General features: G+C 65.6%; 17 protein-coding genes and 1 pseudogene. 10 read left to right on the forward strand and 8 right to left on the reverse strand.

What is annotated here, in order from left to right:
• Positions 1-7: 7 nt before the first annotated feature.
• Positions 8-620 (reverse strand): annotated as a pseudogene (locus tag RCF13_RS02025) (transposase); the annotation flags it as partial.
• Positions 621-1,096: 476 nt separating this feature from the next.
• Between RCF13_RS02025 and RCF13_RS02030 the strand changes: the two are divergent.
• The 4 genes from RCF13_RS02030 to RCF13_RS02045 all read left to right on the forward strand — a co-directional run bounded on the left by RCF13_RS02030 (position 1,097) and on the right by RCF13_RS02045 (position 5,301).
• Positions 1,097-1,843: a hypothetical protein gene (locus tag RCF13_RS02030; protein WP_134968014.1), complete on the forward strand. Its 747-nt coding sequence runs from the start codon at positions 1,097-1,099 to the stop codon at positions 1,841-1,843.
• 490 nt (positions 1,844-2,333) lie between these two features.
• Complete coding sequence (locus RCF13_RS02035; protein ID WP_032954278.1) at positions 2,334-2,870, forward strand: hypothetical protein; 537 nt, start codon at positions 2,334-2,336, stop codon at positions 2,868-2,870.
• Between the two features lie 57 nt (positions 2,871-2,927).
• Positions 2,928-3,935 (forward strand): XVIPCD domain-containing protein, encoded by a 1,008-nt coding sequence (locus tag RCF13_RS02040; protein ID WP_005417198.1) that lies wholly within the window; start codon positions 2,928-2,930, stop codon positions 3,933-3,935.
• A 520-nt stretch (positions 3,936-4,455) separates the two neighbouring features.
• Entirely contained in the window at positions 4,456-5,301 is an 846-nt protein-coding gene (locus RCF13_RS02045; protein ID WP_229766048.1) for a hypothetical protein, read from the forward strand.
• A gap of 52 nt (positions 5,302-5,353) precedes the next feature.
• Here the strand turns inward: RCF13_RS02045 and RCF13_RS02050 are convergent, their stop codons facing one another.
• From RCF13_RS02050 to RCF13_RS02060, 3 genes are read right to left on the reverse strand one after another with little or no spacing between them, the layout of a single operon-like run.
• Complete coding sequence (locus tag RCF13_RS02050; RefSeq protein ID WP_134968012.1) at positions 5,354-6,682, reverse strand: XVIPCD domain-containing protein; 1,329 nt, start codon at positions 6,680-6,682, stop codon at positions 5,354-5,356.
• Positions 6,679-7,332, reverse strand: coding sequence for a hypothetical protein (locus RCF13_RS02055; protein ID WP_134968011.1), 654 nt, complete (start codon positions 7,330-7,332; stop codon positions 6,679-6,681). Before RCF13_RS02055 ends, RCF13_RS02050 begins: the two co-directional genes overlap by 4 nt.
• A gap of 43 nt (positions 7,333-7,375) precedes the next feature.
• Positions 7,376-8,047 carry a hypothetical protein gene (locus RCF13_RS02060; RefSeq protein ID WP_134968010.1) on the reverse strand — a complete coding sequence of 224 codons (672 nt, stop codon included), beginning with the start codon at positions 8,045-8,047 and terminating at the stop codon, positions 7,376-7,378.
• A gap of 246 nt (positions 8,048-8,293) precedes the next feature.
• Here RCF13_RS02060 and RCF13_RS02065 point away from each other — a divergent pair, with 246 nt between their 5' ends.
• A complete protein-coding gene (locus RCF13_RS02065; RefSeq protein ID WP_134968009.1) occupies positions 8,294-8,803 on the forward strand; it encodes an N-acetyltransferase in 510 nt (169 codons plus the stop codon).
• A 31-nt stretch (positions 8,804-8,834) separates the two neighbouring features.
• Here RCF13_RS02065 and RCF13_RS02070 read toward each other — a convergent pair whose 3' ends face one another.
• Positions 8,835-9,272 carry an acetyltransferase gene (locus RCF13_RS02070; protein ID WP_134968008.1) on the reverse strand — a complete coding sequence of 146 codons (438 nt, stop codon included), beginning with the start codon at positions 9,270-9,272 and terminating at the stop codon, positions 8,835-8,837.
• 68 nt (positions 9,273-9,340) lie between these two features.
• A complete protein-coding gene (locus RCF13_RS02075) occupies positions 9,341-10,108 on the reverse strand; it encodes an NAD(P)H-dependent oxidoreductase (RefSeq protein ID WP_134968007.1) in 768 nt (255 codons plus the stop codon).
• A gap of 78 nt (positions 10,109-10,186) precedes the next feature.
• Here RCF13_RS02075 and RCF13_RS02080 point away from each other — a divergent pair, with 78 nt between their 5' ends.
• From RCF13_RS02080 to RCF13_RS02100, 5 genes are all read left to right on the forward strand, one after another.
• Positions 10,187-10,546 (forward strand): helix-turn-helix domain-containing protein, encoded by a 360-nt coding sequence (locus RCF13_RS02080; protein ID WP_061479054.1) that lies wholly within the window; start codon positions 10,187-10,189, stop codon positions 10,544-10,546.
• A gap of 75 nt (positions 10,547-10,621) precedes the next feature.
• Positions 10,622-11,146, forward strand: coding sequence for a tRNA adenosine(34) deaminase TadA (gene tadA / locus RCF13_RS02085; protein WP_058981408.1), 525 nt, complete (start codon positions 10,622-10,624; stop codon positions 11,144-11,146).
• A gap of 74 nt (positions 11,147-11,220) precedes the next feature.
• On the forward strand, positions 11,221-11,793 hold the full coding sequence (orn, locus tag RCF13_RS02090) for an oligoribonuclease (protein WP_019660274.1): 573 nt from the start codon (positions 11,221-11,223) through the stop codon (positions 11,791-11,793).
• 143 nt (positions 11,794-11,936) lie between these two features.
• Positions 11,937-12,812, forward strand: a complete 876-nt coding sequence (locus RCF13_RS02095; protein ID WP_134968006.1) for an EcsC family protein — start codon at positions 11,937-11,939, stop codon at positions 12,810-12,812.
• Between the two features lie 139 nt (positions 12,813-12,951).
• A complete protein-coding gene (locus tag RCF13_RS02100; RefSeq protein ID WP_134968005.1) occupies positions 12,952-14,067 on the forward strand; it encodes an alkene reductase in 1,116 nt (371 codons plus the stop codon).
• An 89-nt stretch (positions 14,068-14,156) separates the two neighbouring features.
• Here RCF13_RS02100 and RCF13_RS02105 read toward each other — a convergent pair whose 3' ends face one another.
• Both RCF13_RS02105 and RCF13_RS02110 read right to left on the reverse strand, forming a co-directional pair.
• Entirely contained in the window at positions 14,157-15,050 is an 894-nt protein-coding gene (locus RCF13_RS02105; RefSeq protein WP_049435556.1) for a mechanosensitive ion channel domain-containing protein, read from the reverse strand.
• 110 nt (positions 15,051-15,160) lie between these two features.
• A partial coding sequence (locus RCF13_RS02110; RefSeq protein ID WP_308140781.1) for an IS3 family transposase occupies positions 15,161-15,419 on the reverse strand: 259 nt, incomplete at its 5' end.

A 15,419-nucleotide genomic window follows, 5' to 3' on the forward strand; every position in this document is an offset into this window, starting at 1 on the left:
TGTCCTGCTCGCTGCCGTTGTCCACATTGACTGCGCCCGGCGATCCTCGCTGGGCTGCCAACCTTGTCATTGCCTCCGCCACATGCTCCCCGCGTAGCGACTGGTCCACGACGATGGCAAGACACTCACGCGTGAAGTAATCAACCACGGTCAGCATCCGGAAACGGCGACCGTCAAACAGTGCGTCGCTGACGAAGTCCATTCCCCAAAGTGCATTGGGAGCAACGGCTACCTTTATCGGCTGACGCTGGCGTGCACTTCTACTGCGCCGAGGCAGGCAATGCCTTAAAGAAAGGCCTTCCTCCTTGCAAATACGATGGACCGGCCGACCCGGGTGCGTCGCTGGGCAGGCCTCAGAACTTTTTTGTGACCACCTCCTGCAACATGGCTTTGTCCAGGCTGAGATCAGCAACCAATTGCTTGAGCTTTCGGTTTTCCTCTTCCAGCAGCCTTAAACGTTTCAATTCCGAATGGCCAAGTCCACCGTACTTATTTCGCCATACGTTGAAGGTTGCCTCGGCAATACCCATTTTCCTGCAGATCTCGCCAGCTGCCGTTCCCAGCTCCGCCTGCTTCAGCGCGTAGGCAATCTGCTCCTCGGTGAAACGCGACTTCTTCATGCCTGAATCCTCGTTTGTCACGGGGCCCAATGCTGCCGACGTCTCTACTTTAGCCTGCACCAGTTTTCTGGGGGTGGGTCACTTTCGTTCACGCTTAAGGTGCCGACTCTGCGCCAAAGGGGGGGCGTCCCGCGAGGCGACGCACCTGGCCGTGCCATAGGGCGCCATCCGCGCTACCGTGAGTCTTCGCGCCATTCGAAGGAACGAATCATGCAGAATCCAGGCCGTGTTGCCTTGCTGATTGGCGGACTGCTGTTCGCTTCGCTGGCACAAGCCACTGATAGCTGGGTCATCTTCACCGGTGGCGAAACGCCGAACCGCGAGGCATGGGTGGTCGATGCGCAAACGCTCGCCGACCGCTCGGATCTGGGCGGTTTTCTTCAGCGTGCCATGCCGGCAGAGCAGAACGCGTACCTGAAGCAATTGCGCCGCAGGAAGCGGCCAAAGCCCGGTGAGCCCGTTGCTGGGCCGGAGCCGTGTACGAGATCCAGGTCGATACCGTCTACGAGAACGCGACCAAACCGAATCGATTGGTCAGAAAGTACTGGGTGAACTGCTCACGGAACACCGTGGCCATCAGGACGAGTCTGATCCAGTGGCGCGATCGGCCAATGGAGAACGACCCTCCGGATAAGTTCGAACCGCGAACCGAGGCGATTGCTCCTTGGCAGGTGCAACTGGTGCGTTTTGCCTGTCTCGTGGGGCCTGATCCCAAGGCCAAGGTGCCGGCGGAAATGATGAAGCGTGGCTTCCTTTCCATCGGTGACGTCGGGCAATCGCCTGTGGATTTCATCTGGGGCAGCCTGTGGAAGGACGGCAAGCGCCCAGCATTCACCTATCGGCCGACCGACGCTGAAATGGATCGTACTGTGCGTAGCCTGGAAGCGACTGTGGCGCGCGGCCAGAATGAAACCAGCAGAGCTCTGGATGAGTCGCGTCGCGCAGCGAACCGGGTGGGTCGCAACAATCTCATGGAGCTGTGGATCGGCAAGACAGAGCAGGAATTCGTGCGGACGTGGGGCCCACCGGATCGTGTGGAGATTGGGGCCGATGGTTCGCGCACCTTGTACCTGCATCGTGGCGAGCGTATGCAGGGATTGAATGCTTATGGGCATGTCGTCAGTGACGTCAACCATCGATGCGATATCACGGTGCTGACGATGGACGGCTACGTCCGTGACTACGCCACACAGGGGGCTACATGCGCGCAGCAGTTGCGCTGATTGTGATTGCTGGCTACGACGCGAGGCAGCAAAGCATGGGCGGCGTGTCGCGGCTAGCCGCACGGGCGGCGCAGGCTTTCCGTGCAACATCGCCTTAGCCGAATCAGGTCTTGTGTGGGGTCGCAGCGCATCCCCGCGGTGCCATCCGCCGCGAATCTGTTTACCCGATAAGCCACCATTCACGTTAACCGCGCTTTTTATGTGATCAAGTGCGCTTTTCATCCCGAGCCCCCTTCGACGAGCGCTGCCTCCTCGAAGTAAGCTGCGTGCGCGTCAAAATCCCGGCGCGCCGGTGCCATCGAACGCAGGAGCTTTTCCGTCCATGAGGACTGTGTCCCCCCGCGATGCGGGTGACGCTTGCCACCATCGCGGTTGCCGTGGGCTCGGGGCTATCATCCGCCATGGCGGCCGCAGGACACGTGCGAGGCATCGCCCCGTTTCCGGCCTCCGCTCGGGAACTGGCAAGACGGGATTGAAGGAGTTGCAGGGGATGGAGAAGGGGAGTGGCGTACACATGGACAATGCCCTGGCGTTCGTTCCGTCCGGCGCGAACCTGCTGGAAGCCGTGCGCGGTGATCTGACGGGCAATGGTTTCCAGGACCAGCTGCTGGTGATCGACCAACCTCCTCCGGAGGGCTTGCTGCCCGGCGAGCACGGGCCCAACCGGGTGCTGTTGCTGCTGCTGGGCGACGCCACGGGCCGATGGCAGTTGGCGGCGCGCAACGACAAGCTGGTGCCGTGTTCCACCCGGGGAGGCATTGCCGGCGATCCCTTCGCGTACGTGACCATCGAGGATGGTGCGTTCAGTGTGATCACCAACGGCGGCAGTCGCGAACGCTGGAGCAGCGTCTACACGTTCCGGTATGCACCTGCCGAGCAGGCGTGCTGGGTGCATGGCGTGCAGCGCAGGGTGGTCGACACCGAGACCGAAGCCACCCATACGCGTGACTTCTCGGCCGCCGAACTTGGCCGGGTGCGGTTCGAGGATTTCGATCCGTCCGTCGTCGCCGACGTCAGCTTGCCCTGAGTGCCATGCCGGTGAGGAGGCGGGAGTACCCAACGATGATCGAGCAGGAGTTTCACCGTGTCGCAGGATAGGGAGTCGCAGCTGTTGCGGCAGGCCACGGAGGCCGGCATGACCTCGTCCCGGGAACTGGCCAACTTCATGGCGCAGGCCGGGCACGAGTCCCGTGGCCTGAGCCGGCTCAATGAAAGTTTCAACTTCACCCGGGGTATCTCGCAGATCCCGGTGGAAGCGGCGTGGCGCAATGGCAATGGTGCGCTTGAGAGCGCGCGCCAGGAGGCGCTGCGTGGGCGGCCGGAGAACCTGGCCGAACTGATGTATGGCGGGCGTATGGGCAATGACGCGCCTGGCGACGCGCTGAAGTATCACGGCCGTGGCTATCTGCCTCTGGTCGGCAAAGAGAATTACGAGCGTGCCGGCAAGGCGCTGGATCTGGACCTGGTGAATCACCCGGAACTGGCCGCGCAGCCCGAGCACGCAGGCCGCATTGCCGTGTGGCAGTGGCAGACGCGGGTGCCGGAAGCGGCGCGCGAGGACGTGCGCGAAGCGACGCGCGCGATCAATGGTGGCCTGAACGGCATCGAGGCCCGCCAGCAGCGATTCGAGGTGTGGCAGCAGAAGCTGACGCCTGATGTGATGGCGCGGCTGGAGCGGGGCGAAGTCGGGGCGCCGGCCCAGCAGGCCACCGTGCGCGACATGTCGCAGCCTGGCGCGCCGGGACATGCCCTGTTCCAGGGCGCCCGCCACCATCTGCAGCAGATGGGACCACAAAGCGGTCTGCGCAGCGTGCAGGAACTGGACAATGCTGCCGGCGCACTGGCGCTGAGCGCGCAGAAGGCGGGGATGTCGCGCATCGATCATCTCCTGGCTGGCAACGACGGCCGCACGTTGTTTGCCGTGCAGGGCGCGCTGGGTGACCCGGCCATGCTGCGCGCTTCGGTCGAGCGCGAACAGGCGGCGCAGCAGCCGCTGGCGCAGAGCAGCCAGCAGTTGGCCGCCAGTGTCGCCCAGCAGGACCCCGCGGCCGCGCTCGCCCGCGAGCAGGAGCAGCGCTCTCGATCCCTGTAGCACCTGATGCCGGCGGGCAGAGTGCCCGCAGGCGCTTTACGTACGACGCGTGGCGCCCTGTGGCGCCGACATGGAAACCCACTCGTAAGGACACCACATGCGAATCGTTCCCTCGAATACCCGGCACGCCGCTGCCCGCTGCACTGCGTCCGTGCGCCGCCTGCCGCCGGTCTGGCTGTTGTCACTTGGACTTGTCGCGGGGGCGGCACAGGTTCAGGAGGCAGCGGGACCTGTGGTGGAGACGGCCCCCGCTGCCCAGGCTACCGTTGAGGCGCCTGCGGAGGCGGCGCCCGTTGCAGCGCCCGTGGCGGCCGACGCCGTTGTCGCGGCGCCGACGCCCGAGGTGTCGGCTGCCGTGATACCCCCTGCGGCCCCTGTGGTGGACGCGCAGCCGGCGACGACTGCGGATCCGGCGCCGGCGCCCGTTGCGCCCGCAGCGCCGGCACCTGTGGCTGCACCGCCCGCCTCCGTCGAGCCAACCGTTCCCGCGGTAGCGCCCGCTCCGCCCGCATTGGCCATCGTGCCGTTGCCGCCCGAGCAGGCGACCGAGCGGGCGCTCGGTGCTCGCTGCCCGGTGGATCTGGCCGGGCGACTGGCGACCCAGGGCGACCTGCTGATTGGCGCCTGCCAGGGCACGATGCCGGCGCATCTGGCCGCGTTGCTGGTCGCGCTGCCCGTGCAGGACATCCACCTGCCGCGCAGCTGGCGCGAGCGTGAGGTGCGGCAGAAGGCCTGGTTCAAGGCTGTGCCGGGCTACGGCCAGCGCCCGGACTTCATCGTGCGGATGGGCGACATCTGGGTGCGTTCGCTGGAAGGGCGCGACGCCGACAGCACGTTCTATCTGGTGTCGGCGCCGTTCACCTGCAGCGACCAGGTTGCCAACCGGGATGAGTACGGCGCGGAGCCGGTCCGCGTACCCGCAGGTGATTGCCGCGAGGCTTATGTGGCCCAGCGTGTGTACCAGGTCCGCGGGGATGCGGCGCCGCGGGATGTGACCGCCGATGCCATGCCGACGATGCCCCCGGTCACGGAGGCCGATCGTGCGCGCCAGCTGTCGCGTGAGGGCCGGATCAGCCTGGACCACAGCAAGCTGCAGTACGGCCCGGCCATGCGTTGGTTCGTGCAATACCCGGAGTCGGCGCAGAAGGGTGGTCCGCGCGCCTACAGTGACTGGAACCGTGAGCACATCGCGTTTGTGGTCTGGACCGGTGATCGCTTCGAGCTGCGCGAGAAGGTCGCGCGCGCGCAGTGGCCCTGTGACCCGGTGGCACCCGGCGATCGCGCCTGTGGCGGATTCCCGGATTCCGGGCCCGATCTGTTCGTGACGGCCGCAGCATCCGTGCCAATGGCAGCGTCCAGCCCCTGAGCCGGAGTCTCGAAGTGATGCGGGAGCCGGGCTGACCGGCTCCCGCGCTGCATCAGGCCTGCAGGCTGCGGGTCTGGTTCCGCTGCTGTTCCAGCTGCTGGTCGCGCTCCAGCGCAACGCGCTGGTCGGCGGCCTGCTGGTCGATGCGCTGGCTGCTCTGTTCCAGCGGGGTGTTCATCGCCACTGCCGTATCCACCGACACACGAAGGTGGGCGGGGTCGCCGCCCTGGCCCTGCACGGCGAAGCTGCGCGAGGCATCGGCATTCATGACCACTTCGTCGATGCGCTTGCCGCCTGCTGCGTGCATTTCGGCGGCCAGACTGCCTGCCAGCTGCGTGCTCATCACGTCTGGTACCCGGCCGACGCGGACATCCTGCGCGTGCACGCCACGGATCGCGTCGTTGAACAGTGGGTTGCCCACATGGTTGGCATCGTCCATGCGCAGCATGTTGGTGTGATGGCCGTTCTTCTCCGCTTCGCGGCGTGCCGGCTCACCGGGCTGCAGCGGGCCGCGGATGTGGTCGTACAGGTCGACGGCGCCGCCTGGAATGCCCCGCGCCGCGCGGGTGACACCACGGCGCAGTGATTCAACGTCGTCGCGGTACTCCTCGATCATCCTGGCGTTGTCTTTTGCCAGCTTCTGCGTTTCCGGGTGCTGCAGCACCGAGCCGTCACCGAGGAAGTTGCCCAGCTTGTGCGCGCCGAACGAGCTGCCTGCGGCGATGATCGGTCGGTCGGGGATAAGGGCGCGCAACGAGTGATTGCTGAAACCGTTCGCGGCGAGCGTGCTGATTTCATTCGGCCTGGCGTAGATGCGCACCTGGCCGAAGTGCGGCGACGCTGCGCTGACCGGATCGGAGGCCATGACATGGTTGATCATGGTGTTGCCGCCTTCCGGGATGCGGTAGCTGAGGCTGACCGCGCCATAGGCGTTGAAGGTTTCGCCCTTGACGTTGAAATGGTGCGAGGTGATCTGGGCCAGAGCGCCGCCGAGAGAGTGGCCGGTGACGGTGACTTCGGGGGGGCGCTGTCCGAGATCCTGCCCCTCCTTCTTGGCGTAGGCGAGGGCGCGTTGGGTCAGCGCGATGGCATCCGGTGCCTGCACGTTGGTGCGGGCGACAACCATGCCACCATCGGTCAGGATCGCATCGCGGGCGATCTGTTCGGTGCCGCGATGTGCGACGACAATCTCGTTGGTATCGACTCGCTGGTAGATCGTTCCCTGATAACCGTTCAGTCGATTGTCGACGTGCTCGAGGATCTTGTACTCATGCCCGTTGATCGCTACGAGCTCTTCTTTGCCGGGAGCGCGTCGACCGACCGCACGGTCCTTGTACACGTCGTCGGAAATGCCCGCGTAGTCTTGGCTGCTGAGGCTCATTGGCGGACCTCATTGGCTTCAAGTGAAGCCGAGAACAGCGCATTCTGCAGTTCAGGGCGGAACTTGGTGGGGTCTTCCTGGCCGCTTGCGCCGTAGTCAGGAATCTCGTTCACGCGCGGATAGTCCGAACGAGGATAGTGGCGAGTTTCGGTCTCGCCTTTGACGAAGGGCGCTGCTTCAATGAATGAAAGGAAGCGCGTCTCGCCTTCGGCACCCGTCGCTTTCAGCATCGCGCCGGCACCGGTGAACTCCCACTTGCAGACACCGCGACCGTAGTAGTCCTCGTCCAGCATGCGATCGATGTATACGGTGCCGCGGTATTCGCCATCAGCGACCTTGCGCAGCTCCACTGGTTCCTGGCTGGTGATGCGTGCAGCCGTGCCTGTGGCCGGCTCGATGTGGCCGCACTGGTCTTCGTTGGTGACGTCGTACTGCGCGACGGCTTCGACCACCGCGAAATCACCGGGGGCGTCCTTCAGGCGCAGCACCAGTTCATAGGCCTTGCGCGGGCTGGGGTTGAGCTTGGCGAGGCCGCGCCCACCCTGGGCGACATCGGCTTCAGCAGCGGCACGTTCCTGGTTCATGGCGGTCTCCGGATGGCAGGCGGTCAACAGAAGCAGAGCAAGGCACGGAATCATCTTGTGGCGCAATGTCGGCCTCCTTGGGGATAGGGGTGAATGAGGCACTGGCAGCTCATGGCGTGAGCTTCTGCACAGTGGTGGTGGTTGAGAACAGCGCGTCGCGCAGATCTTCGCTGTACCCCGACGGAGCTTCCTCGCCACTGGCACCAAAATTGGCGACAGTGTCGGCGCGCGGATAGACAAGGTTCGGGTAATAAAGCGTCAGAGGCGAGTCGTTCTCCATGCGCTTCTTGTCGACGAACGTCAGGAATCGCGTATCCGCCTTGCTGGTCGTGGCGCGCAACATCGCACCGACGCCCGACAGCGTCCAAACGCAGGCGCCGCGCCCGTAGTAGTCCTCATCCAGCATGCGGTCCAGGTAGAACGTACCGCGGTACTCGTTCTCGCTGACCTTGTGCAGGGTGACGGGCTCTTGGCTGGTAATACGGCTGGCGGTACCGGTCGCCCTCAGGACCCGGCCGCAGTCCTTGTGGTTGCTGACGTCGTACTGGGCAACGCCCTCGACGACCGCGAAGGGACCAGGGGCATCCTTCAGTGTCAGTACCAGCTCGTAGCCCTGCTGCGGTGACGGGTTGAGCTTGGCCAGGCCGCGTCCACCTGCGGCAACGTCACGCTCTGCGTCCGCGTAGGGCGAACATGCCGCCAGCGGGACGAGGGCGAGCAATGCCAGCAGCGGCCGCCCCCTGGGTTCGGGGCGAGCTACACCCATGGCGCGAGCCTGCATCGTGCGTCCATGTCCATCTATCCTTCCTGGGTGGCAGGTTTCTCGATTATGGAACGTGCCGGGAGCGCTGTGCCACCCTTGGAGACGGATTTTTGACGCGCCGGGGAGGCATTGCCCGGGCGGATCGCTTGCCGCACAAGGCTCGCGATCGTCACGGTGGCATTGCTGCCGGGGGCATCTCTGCGGCTGAATCCGTGACTGAAATCAATCATTCACATGTCCATCACTTTATAGAAGGCGCTTTCCTTGAACTGCATGATCCGCCCTGAAAACCGCGAAGACCGTGCTGTCATCCACGCACTCACCGAGGCAGCCTTCCGCGAAGCCCCGCACAGCAGCCATACCGAGCAGTTCATTGTGGATGCACTGCGTTCGCGTGGAGAGCTGAGTCTCTCGCTGGTCGCCGAGAAGGACGGGCAGGTCGTCGGGCATGTTGCCTTGTCGCCGGTGACGATCAGCGATGGCAGCACCGGCTGGTTTGGCCTGGGGCCAATTTCGGTGCTGCCCGGATGGCAGGGGCAGGGTGTCGGCGCGGCGCTGATGCATGCGGCGCTTGATGCACTGCGTGAGCAGGGGGCGCAGGGCTGCGTATTGCTGGGAGAACCCGCGTACTACGGTCGATTCGGATTCCGCGCCGAGCCCGGCCTGGTGCTGCCGGGTGTGCCGCCAGAGTACTTCCAGGCGCTGTGCCTGAGGCCGCCGATGGCGCAGGGAGAGGTCCAGTACTCACCGGCATTCGAAGCGACGGTCGGATGATCGGGGGCGGGCCTCGAACATCCGTCGAATGTCAGCCGTTGTACCGGAGATGGATCAGCGGATACGGGCGGCCCTGCGAATCCAGCGGTGAACGTCCGGTTTCGACGAAGCCCATGCGCAGGTAGAAGCCGACGGCCTGTGCGTTCTGTTCGTTGACGTCAGTGCTCAGCTGCGGATGCTGGGCAAGTGCATGTTGCAGCAGTTGCCGGCCGATCCCGGTGCCACGTACCTCGGGATCGATGAACAGCGCTTCCATGTGCGTGCCGTCGATCAGCATGAAGCCCAGCGGCCGATCCTGTGCATCGACAGCAACGGTCATCGGCGCCTGCGGCAGGAAACCGGCCACTTCGGCATCGATGGCCTGGCGGTCTTCGGCACTGAGGAAGTCGTGGGTGGCGTCGACGGCGCGACGCCAGAGGTCGACAAGGGCGGCGCCGTCGTCGGCGCGAGAGGGGCGCAGGGTGCTCATGGGTTCACCAAGGTGCTTCGGAAGAGTGCGAAGTATGAGGCTTTCCGGTAGCGCATGCAGGCGAAGATTCATCCCGCGTCGCGGTGGCGGATGAAGGGGCTGTGCGCGATCGCGTCCGCGCGCAGCACCACCCCATCCTCGAAGTCATCGCTGTCGTTGAAGGGCACGATTGGCCACTGCCGCCAGTACGTCAGTCGCTCGCGGTAGGAGAGGGTGGCTGCAACCAGTGCTTCGTCGTGGGCCTGCACGCGTTCCGCTGCAAGCCCGGAACGCACGCCATGCACCACGCATGGCTCCATCACCTCGAAGCCGACGTAGCGCAGGCTGTACATCAACGGCCACAGCAGCAATCGGGTGTCGCCTTCGCGGCCGTCCACCGCGCATGCCCGTGCCGATGAACCGGTGGTGACGCTCAGCAATGCACGCTTGCCCTGCATCACGCCATGTTCGTGGCGCTGACGGCTGTTGTACATCGGCCCATATACCAGCACGCGGTCCAGCCAGCCCTTGAGGATGGCTGGCGCCGCGAACCACCACAGCGGGAACTGCAGGATCACCAGGTCTGCGACCCGCAGCAGGTGCAGGTGACGTCGCACATCGGCGGGTAACTGCTCCAGTTCGGCGCTGTGGCGTTGTTCGCGCTGGGCATCGAAGCGCTCGGGCTGCAGGCGCCTTGAATGATGATGGGCCGCTTCCAGTGGATCGAAGCCTTCCGCATACAGGTCGACCACGTCCACCTGCAGGGCGTCATGGCGCAGCTGTTCGGCGGCCTGCGCGGCCAGGTAGGCGTTGAACGAGCGGGGTTCGGGATGGGCAAGCAGGATCAGGGCGCGCATGGGGCGAGGTGTTGGTGGAGTGTGCGACCATCCTCGCGATGCCGGAGTGCCCCGGCAATTACGCACCTTGAGGTAACCATGGCCTGTCCGGGCGATGTCTATGCCGCCGATTGTTCGGCACGTGATGCGCTGGCGCTGATCTCCGGCAAGTGGGTGATGCTGCTGTTGCCGGCACTGGCGCAGGGGCCGCTGCGCAATGGCGCGCTGCTGCGGAAGATCGAAGGCATCTCGCAGAAGGTGTTGACCCAGACCCTGCGGCAGCTGGAGCGCAATGGCCTGGTCGAGCGGTGTGAGCTGGGCAAAAAGCCACTGCATGTGGAGTACCGGCTGACCGAAGTCGCGCGTGGCCTGGTTGACACGCTGTCCGCTCTGGACCGTTGGGCCGAGCACAACTTCCCGGCACTGGACGCCGCCCGCGAGCGCTTCGACGCACGCTAGCGCCGCCTGCACGGCCGCGGGCGTACAATGCGGCCCCGGCGGCCATCCTGGCCCTGCACACACGCGAGAACCGCCATGACCGATGCCCTGGGTGTACCGGTGCACGACGCCGATGAACACTGGATGCGCCATGCGCTGGCGCTGGCCGAGCGTGCGCAGCGCGAGTACGACGAGATCCCCGTTGGTGCGGTACTGGTGGGCGCCGATGGCCAGCTGCTGGGCGAGGGCTGGAACCTCAACATCGCCTCGCACGATCCCAGTGCGCATGCCGAGATCGTGGCCATGCGCGCCGGCGGCACGCGGCTGGCCAATCATCGGCTGCTCGGCAGCACCCTGTACGTGACCCTCGAACCCTGCGCGATGTGCGCGATGGCCATCGTGCATGCACGCGTCGCCCGCTTGGTCTACGGCGCCAGCGACCCCAAGACCGGTGCCTGCGGCAGCGTGTTCGACCTGCTGGGCGATGCCCGCCACAACCACCGGGTGGAGATCCACGGTGGAGTGCTGGCCAAGGAGGCCAGCATGCGCCTGACCAATTATTTCCGCGCCAAGCGCGGCAAACCGCCGCTGCTGCTGGAAGACCACGCCGGCGAGGGCTGAGGGGCGAACGGGTATGATGGGCGCCCCTTTCCTTCACCGGTGGGCCGCGCGCCTGCCCAGCAACGAGGCGACACATGGCGGACAACGGCGCGGCCAACGAGCGGCTGATCTGGATCGACCTGGAAATGACCGGGTTGGATACCGACAACGATTCGATCATCGAGATCGCCACCGTGGTCACTGATGCCCAGCTGAACGTGCTGGCCGAAGGGCCGGAATTCGCCATCCACCATCCGCTGGAAACGCTGGAAGCGATGGATGAGTGGAACCGCAACCAGCACCGCCGCTCGGGCCTGTGGCAGCGCGTGGTGGACAGCACCACCACCCTGGGCCAGGCCGAGGCGCAGACGGTGAACTTCCTGGCGCAGTGGATTCCGGCCGGCCTTTCGCCGATGTGCGGCAACTCGATCTGCCAGGATCGCCGCTTCCTGCACCGCCAGATGCCGAGGCTGGAGAAGTACTTCCACTACCGCAACCTGGACGTGTCCACGGTGAAGGAACTGGCCAAGCGCTGGGCGCCGAGCGTGGCCGCCGGCGTCGGCAAGAACAGCAACCATACCGCGCTGAGCGATGTACACGATTCAATCGCCGAGCTGCGCCACTACCGCCAGTTCATGGGCGCGCTGTCGGGCCTGCCGGCTGCCTGAACGACGCCGCCGGGCATGGCCCGGCGCTACCGGGTGACACGCCAACGGGTAGTGCCGGCCGCTGACCGGCAAGGCGCCGGATCGGGCCCGTCTGTGGTGCCCCGCGACGAAGCGTTCAACTTCCGGGCGCTAAGATCGGCGCCATGAACGAGCCCATCTTGCTCCCCCGCGACATCGCCCATGACGCACGCGACTGGTCCGACCTGCAGCGCGCGGTGGCCCTGCTGGAAGCGCCGACCCTGACCGCGCGCATGGCCAACCTGGTCGGTACGCCGCTGGAGTTCGCGGTGAAGGCGCTGCCCAGCTCGGTCTCCAACCGCATCCACGGTGCGGTGCAGGCGGCACTGTCCAAGTCGGCGCGGGCAGCCCTGTGGAGCATGGACAACTCGCCCGGCAAGGGAGCGTCGACCCGCTGGCACAAACTGGCGGCAGCCACCTCCGGTGCGGTCGGCGGCGCCTTCGGCTTTGCCGCCTTGCTCATCGAGTTGCCGGTGTCGACCACGATCATGATGCGTGCTGTGGCCGACGTCGCCCGCAGCGAGGGGTTTGACCTGTCCGAGTTCAGCACCCGCCAGGCGTGCCTGGAGGTGTTCGCGCTGGGCGGCAACTCGCCGCGTGATGACGCCAGCGAGACGGGCTATTACCTGGCCCGCGGCTTCACCACCGATGTGATGCGCCACCTGTCGGCCGAGCTGGCCGGGCGGGTGGTGACCGGCCGCGACCTGACGCTGGGCGTGGCGCCGAAGGAAGCCGGCAAGCTGCTGGCGAAGATGGTGGAGAAGGTGGCGGCGCGCTTTGGCGTGGTCGTTACCGAGAAGTTCGCCGCGCAGGCGGTGCCGGTCGTTGGTGCCGCCGCGGGTGCAGCGCTGAACACCATGTTCACCGACTACTACCAGGACATGGCGCGTGGTCACTTCATCGTGCGCCGGCTGGAGTTGAAGTACGGGGAAGATGTGGTGCGCACCTGCTATGACCGCGTGGCACACGGTGCTGTAAAGATCGAGCCAAGGGTGGAGTAGATCCACGCCATGCGTGGATGAGCCCTCGTACCGGGTGATCCTTGCCGTGGGGGAACAACTGTTTTGCCAGTGCGTGCCTGTTGCCTGGCGGGGGCCATCCCCATTCTTGGTGGCACTCCTCCCGCAAGAGATCGCCGCCATGTTGTTCACTCCTCATCATCTGGGCGCACTGACGCTGCCCAACCGCATCGTGATGCCGCCGATGACCCGCTCGCGCTCGTCGGCCGGCAACGTGCCCACTGCCGAAATGGCCACGTATTACGCGCAGCGCGCCAGCGCCGGCCTGATCGTCAGCGAAGGCACCCAGATCAGCCCTCAGGGCCAGGGCTATGCCTGGACCCCGGGCATCCATAGCCCGGACCAGGTGAAGGGCTGGCGCCGGGTGACCGATGCCGTGCACGCTGCCGGCGGTCGCATCTACGCCCAGCTGTGGCATGTCGGCCGGGTCTCGCACGTGGCGCTGCAGCCGGGTGGCGCCGCGCCGGTGTCGTCGTCGGCGTTGTTGGCGGAAGGCGTGAAGGTGTTCGTCGACCCGACCGGGGCAGGCCCCGAAGCCGGGGTAGGCGAAATGATCCAGCATTCGATGCCGCGCGCGCTGCGCGAAGACGAGATTCCGGGCATCGTCGCCGACTACGCCCAGGCGGCACGCAACGCGCTGGACGCAGGCTTCGATGGCGTGGAGTTGCACGGTGCCAATGGCTACCTGATCAACCAGTTCATCGACTCGCAGGCCAACCAGCGCACCGACGGCTATGGCGGCGCGTTGCAGAACCGCCTGCGGTTCCTGCGCGAGGTGGTGCAGGCGGTGGTTGCGGTGGTCGGTGGTGACCGCGTCGGCGTGCGCCTGGCGCCACTGACCACCTTGCAGGGCGCGGTCGACGATACGCCGCAGGCGACCTATCTGGCCGCCTCGCATCTGCTGGGCGAGCTCGGCGTCGGTTACCTGCACATCGCCGAGGCCGACTGGGACGACGCACCGCTGATGCCGGTGGCGTTCAAGCAGGCGCTGCGCATGGTCTACCCGGGTACGCTGATCTATGCCGGCAAGTACACCGCCGAGCGTGCCGAGCAGGCACTGGCCGAAGGCTGGGCCGACCTGATCGGCTTCGGTCGCCCGTTCATCGCCAACCCGGATCTGCCTGAGCGCCTGCGCCTGGGGGCGGAACTGAATCCGCCGGATCGTGCGACATTCTTTGGCGGTGGCGCGGTCGGCTTCACCGATTACCCGACGCTGGAAGAGAGCGTCGCGGCCTGATCCTGAAGGCTGCCGGCCGCTGGCCGGCATTTCAATGTCGTATCGCCGATGGGTGGGTGCCGACCGTTGGTCGGCACTGCCGGCATGGATCAGGGCTTGTCGCGCACCAGCGCGTCCGCCTCGACCACACCGCCATCCTTTCCATGCAGGTACAGGTGCATGTCCTGCTGCGGGTACGGGATGTTGATGCCGGCCTTGTCGAAGCCCAGCTTGAGCTGCTCCAGCAGCGTGACCTTGGTGCCGAACCAGTCGGCCGACTTCACGTAGCAGCGGATGCCGAGGTTGATCGCGTGCGCACCCAACTCGTACACCACCACGTCCGGTGCCGGCGTCTGCAGCACGCGCGGGTCCGCCTTCATCAGCGCCAGCGCGGTGTCGCGTGCCAGCTGGATGTTGTCCTCGTAGCCGATGCCGATCACCAGTTCGACGCGGCGGGTCGGCTCGGCGGTCAGGTTGATGATCGGTGCGGCGGTGATCAGCGTGTTTGGAATGGTGGTGTGCTGGTTGTCGGCACCGGTGATGACGGTCTGGAAAATGCGCACTTCGCGCACCGTGCCGGTCTGTCCGGCAACGGTGACCACGTCGCCGACGCGGAACGGCCGCAGTGTCACCAGCATCACGCCCGAGGCGATGTTGGACAGCGAATCCTTCAGGGCAAGGCCAACGGCCAGGCCGGCGGTGCCGAGCACGGCCAGCAGCGGCGTGATCTGCACGCCCAGCGTGCCGATGGCCAGCACCACCACGATCACCAGCGACGCGGCGTACACCACGTTGCGCAGGAAGCTGCCCAGCATCGGGTCCACGCCCATGCGCGCTGTGGCGCGCGGCATCGCATTGGACAGGCGACGCGCCACCCACAGGCCCACCAGCAGCACCACGATGGCGGCCAGTAACGGCACACCGTAGGTTTCCAGCAGGCGCTCCCAGTTGAGCGAGTGGAACCAGGGCGTTGCGGCGGGGGCGGGAGGTGCGGCGGCGATCATGCGGAAGTCCTTTGCTGCGTAGCGATGTCTGCGTGGGGCTGGGCGTGCGCGGACGCCAGAAACAGCAAGCCCCGCAGAGTGAAGTGACCCCCGAGACTTGGACGGTGGGGTCAGGCGGCTGCTTGGGCCTGCTCCCGGTACTTTACCGGGCTTAGCCCCTTCAATTTCAATCTGATTCGCTCTTGGTTGTAGTACTTGATGTACTCCACCAGCCCGGCCTCCAGGCTTTCGATGCTGTCAAAGCTGTTCAGGTAGAAGAACTCCGACTTCAGCGTCCCGAAGAAGCTTTCCATTGCCGCATTGTCCAAGCAGTTGCCACGTCGGGACATGCTTTGCTTCAACGAGTGCTTTTCCAGCATGTGCCGGTAG

Origin of the sequence: Stenotrophomonas maltophilia group sp. RNC7 (assembly GCF_030910085.1) — a bacterium.
In the GTDB taxonomy this organism is placed as follows: domain Bacteria; phylum Pseudomonadota; class Gammaproteobacteria; order Xanthomonadales; family Xanthomonadaceae; genus Stenotrophomonas; species Stenotrophomonas sepilia.

Coding starts and splice junctions, on each gene's coding strand:
- RCF13_RS02035 (WP_032954278.1), top strand. CDS start 2,334: ATGGAGAAGGGGAGTGGCGTACACATGGACAATGCCCTGGCGTTCGTT.
- RCF13_RS02050 (WP_134968012.1), bottom strand. CDS start 6,682: ATGAGCCTCAGCAGCCAAGACTACGCGGGCATTTCCGACGACGTGTAC.
- RCF13_RS02060 (WP_134968010.1), bottom strand. CDS start 8,047: ATGCAGGCTCGCGCCATGGGTGTAGCTCGCCCCGAACCCAGGGGGCGG.
- RCF13_RS02070 (WP_134968008.1), bottom strand. CDS start 9,272: ATGAGCACCCTGCGCCCCTCTCGCGCCGACGACGGCGCCGCCCTTGTC.
- RCF13_RS02075 (WP_134968007.1), bottom strand. CDS start 10,108: ATGCGCGCCCTGATCCTGCTTGCCCATCCCGAACCCCGCTCGTTCAAC.
- RCF13_RS02080 (WP_061479054.1), top strand. CDS start 10,187: ATGGCCTGTCCGGGCGATGTCTATGCCGCCGATTGTTCGGCACGTGAT.
- tadA (WP_058981408.1), top strand. CDS start 10,622: ATGACCGATGCCCTGGGTGTACCGGTGCACGACGCCGATGAACACTGG.
- orn (WP_019660274.1), top strand. CDS start 11,221: ATGGCGGACAACGGCGCGGCCAACGAGCGGCTGATCTGGATCGACCTG.
- RCF13_RS02095 (WP_134968006.1), top strand. CDS start 11,937: ATGAACGAGCCCATCTTGCTCCCCCGCGACATCGCCCATGACGCACGC.
- RCF13_RS02100 (WP_134968005.1), top strand. CDS start 12,952: ATGTTGTTCACTCCTCATCATCTGGGCGCACTGACGCTGCCCAACCGC.
- RCF13_RS02105 (WP_049435556.1), bottom strand. CDS start 15,050: ATGATCGCCGCCGCACCTCCCGCCCCCGCCGCAACGCCCTGGTTCCAC.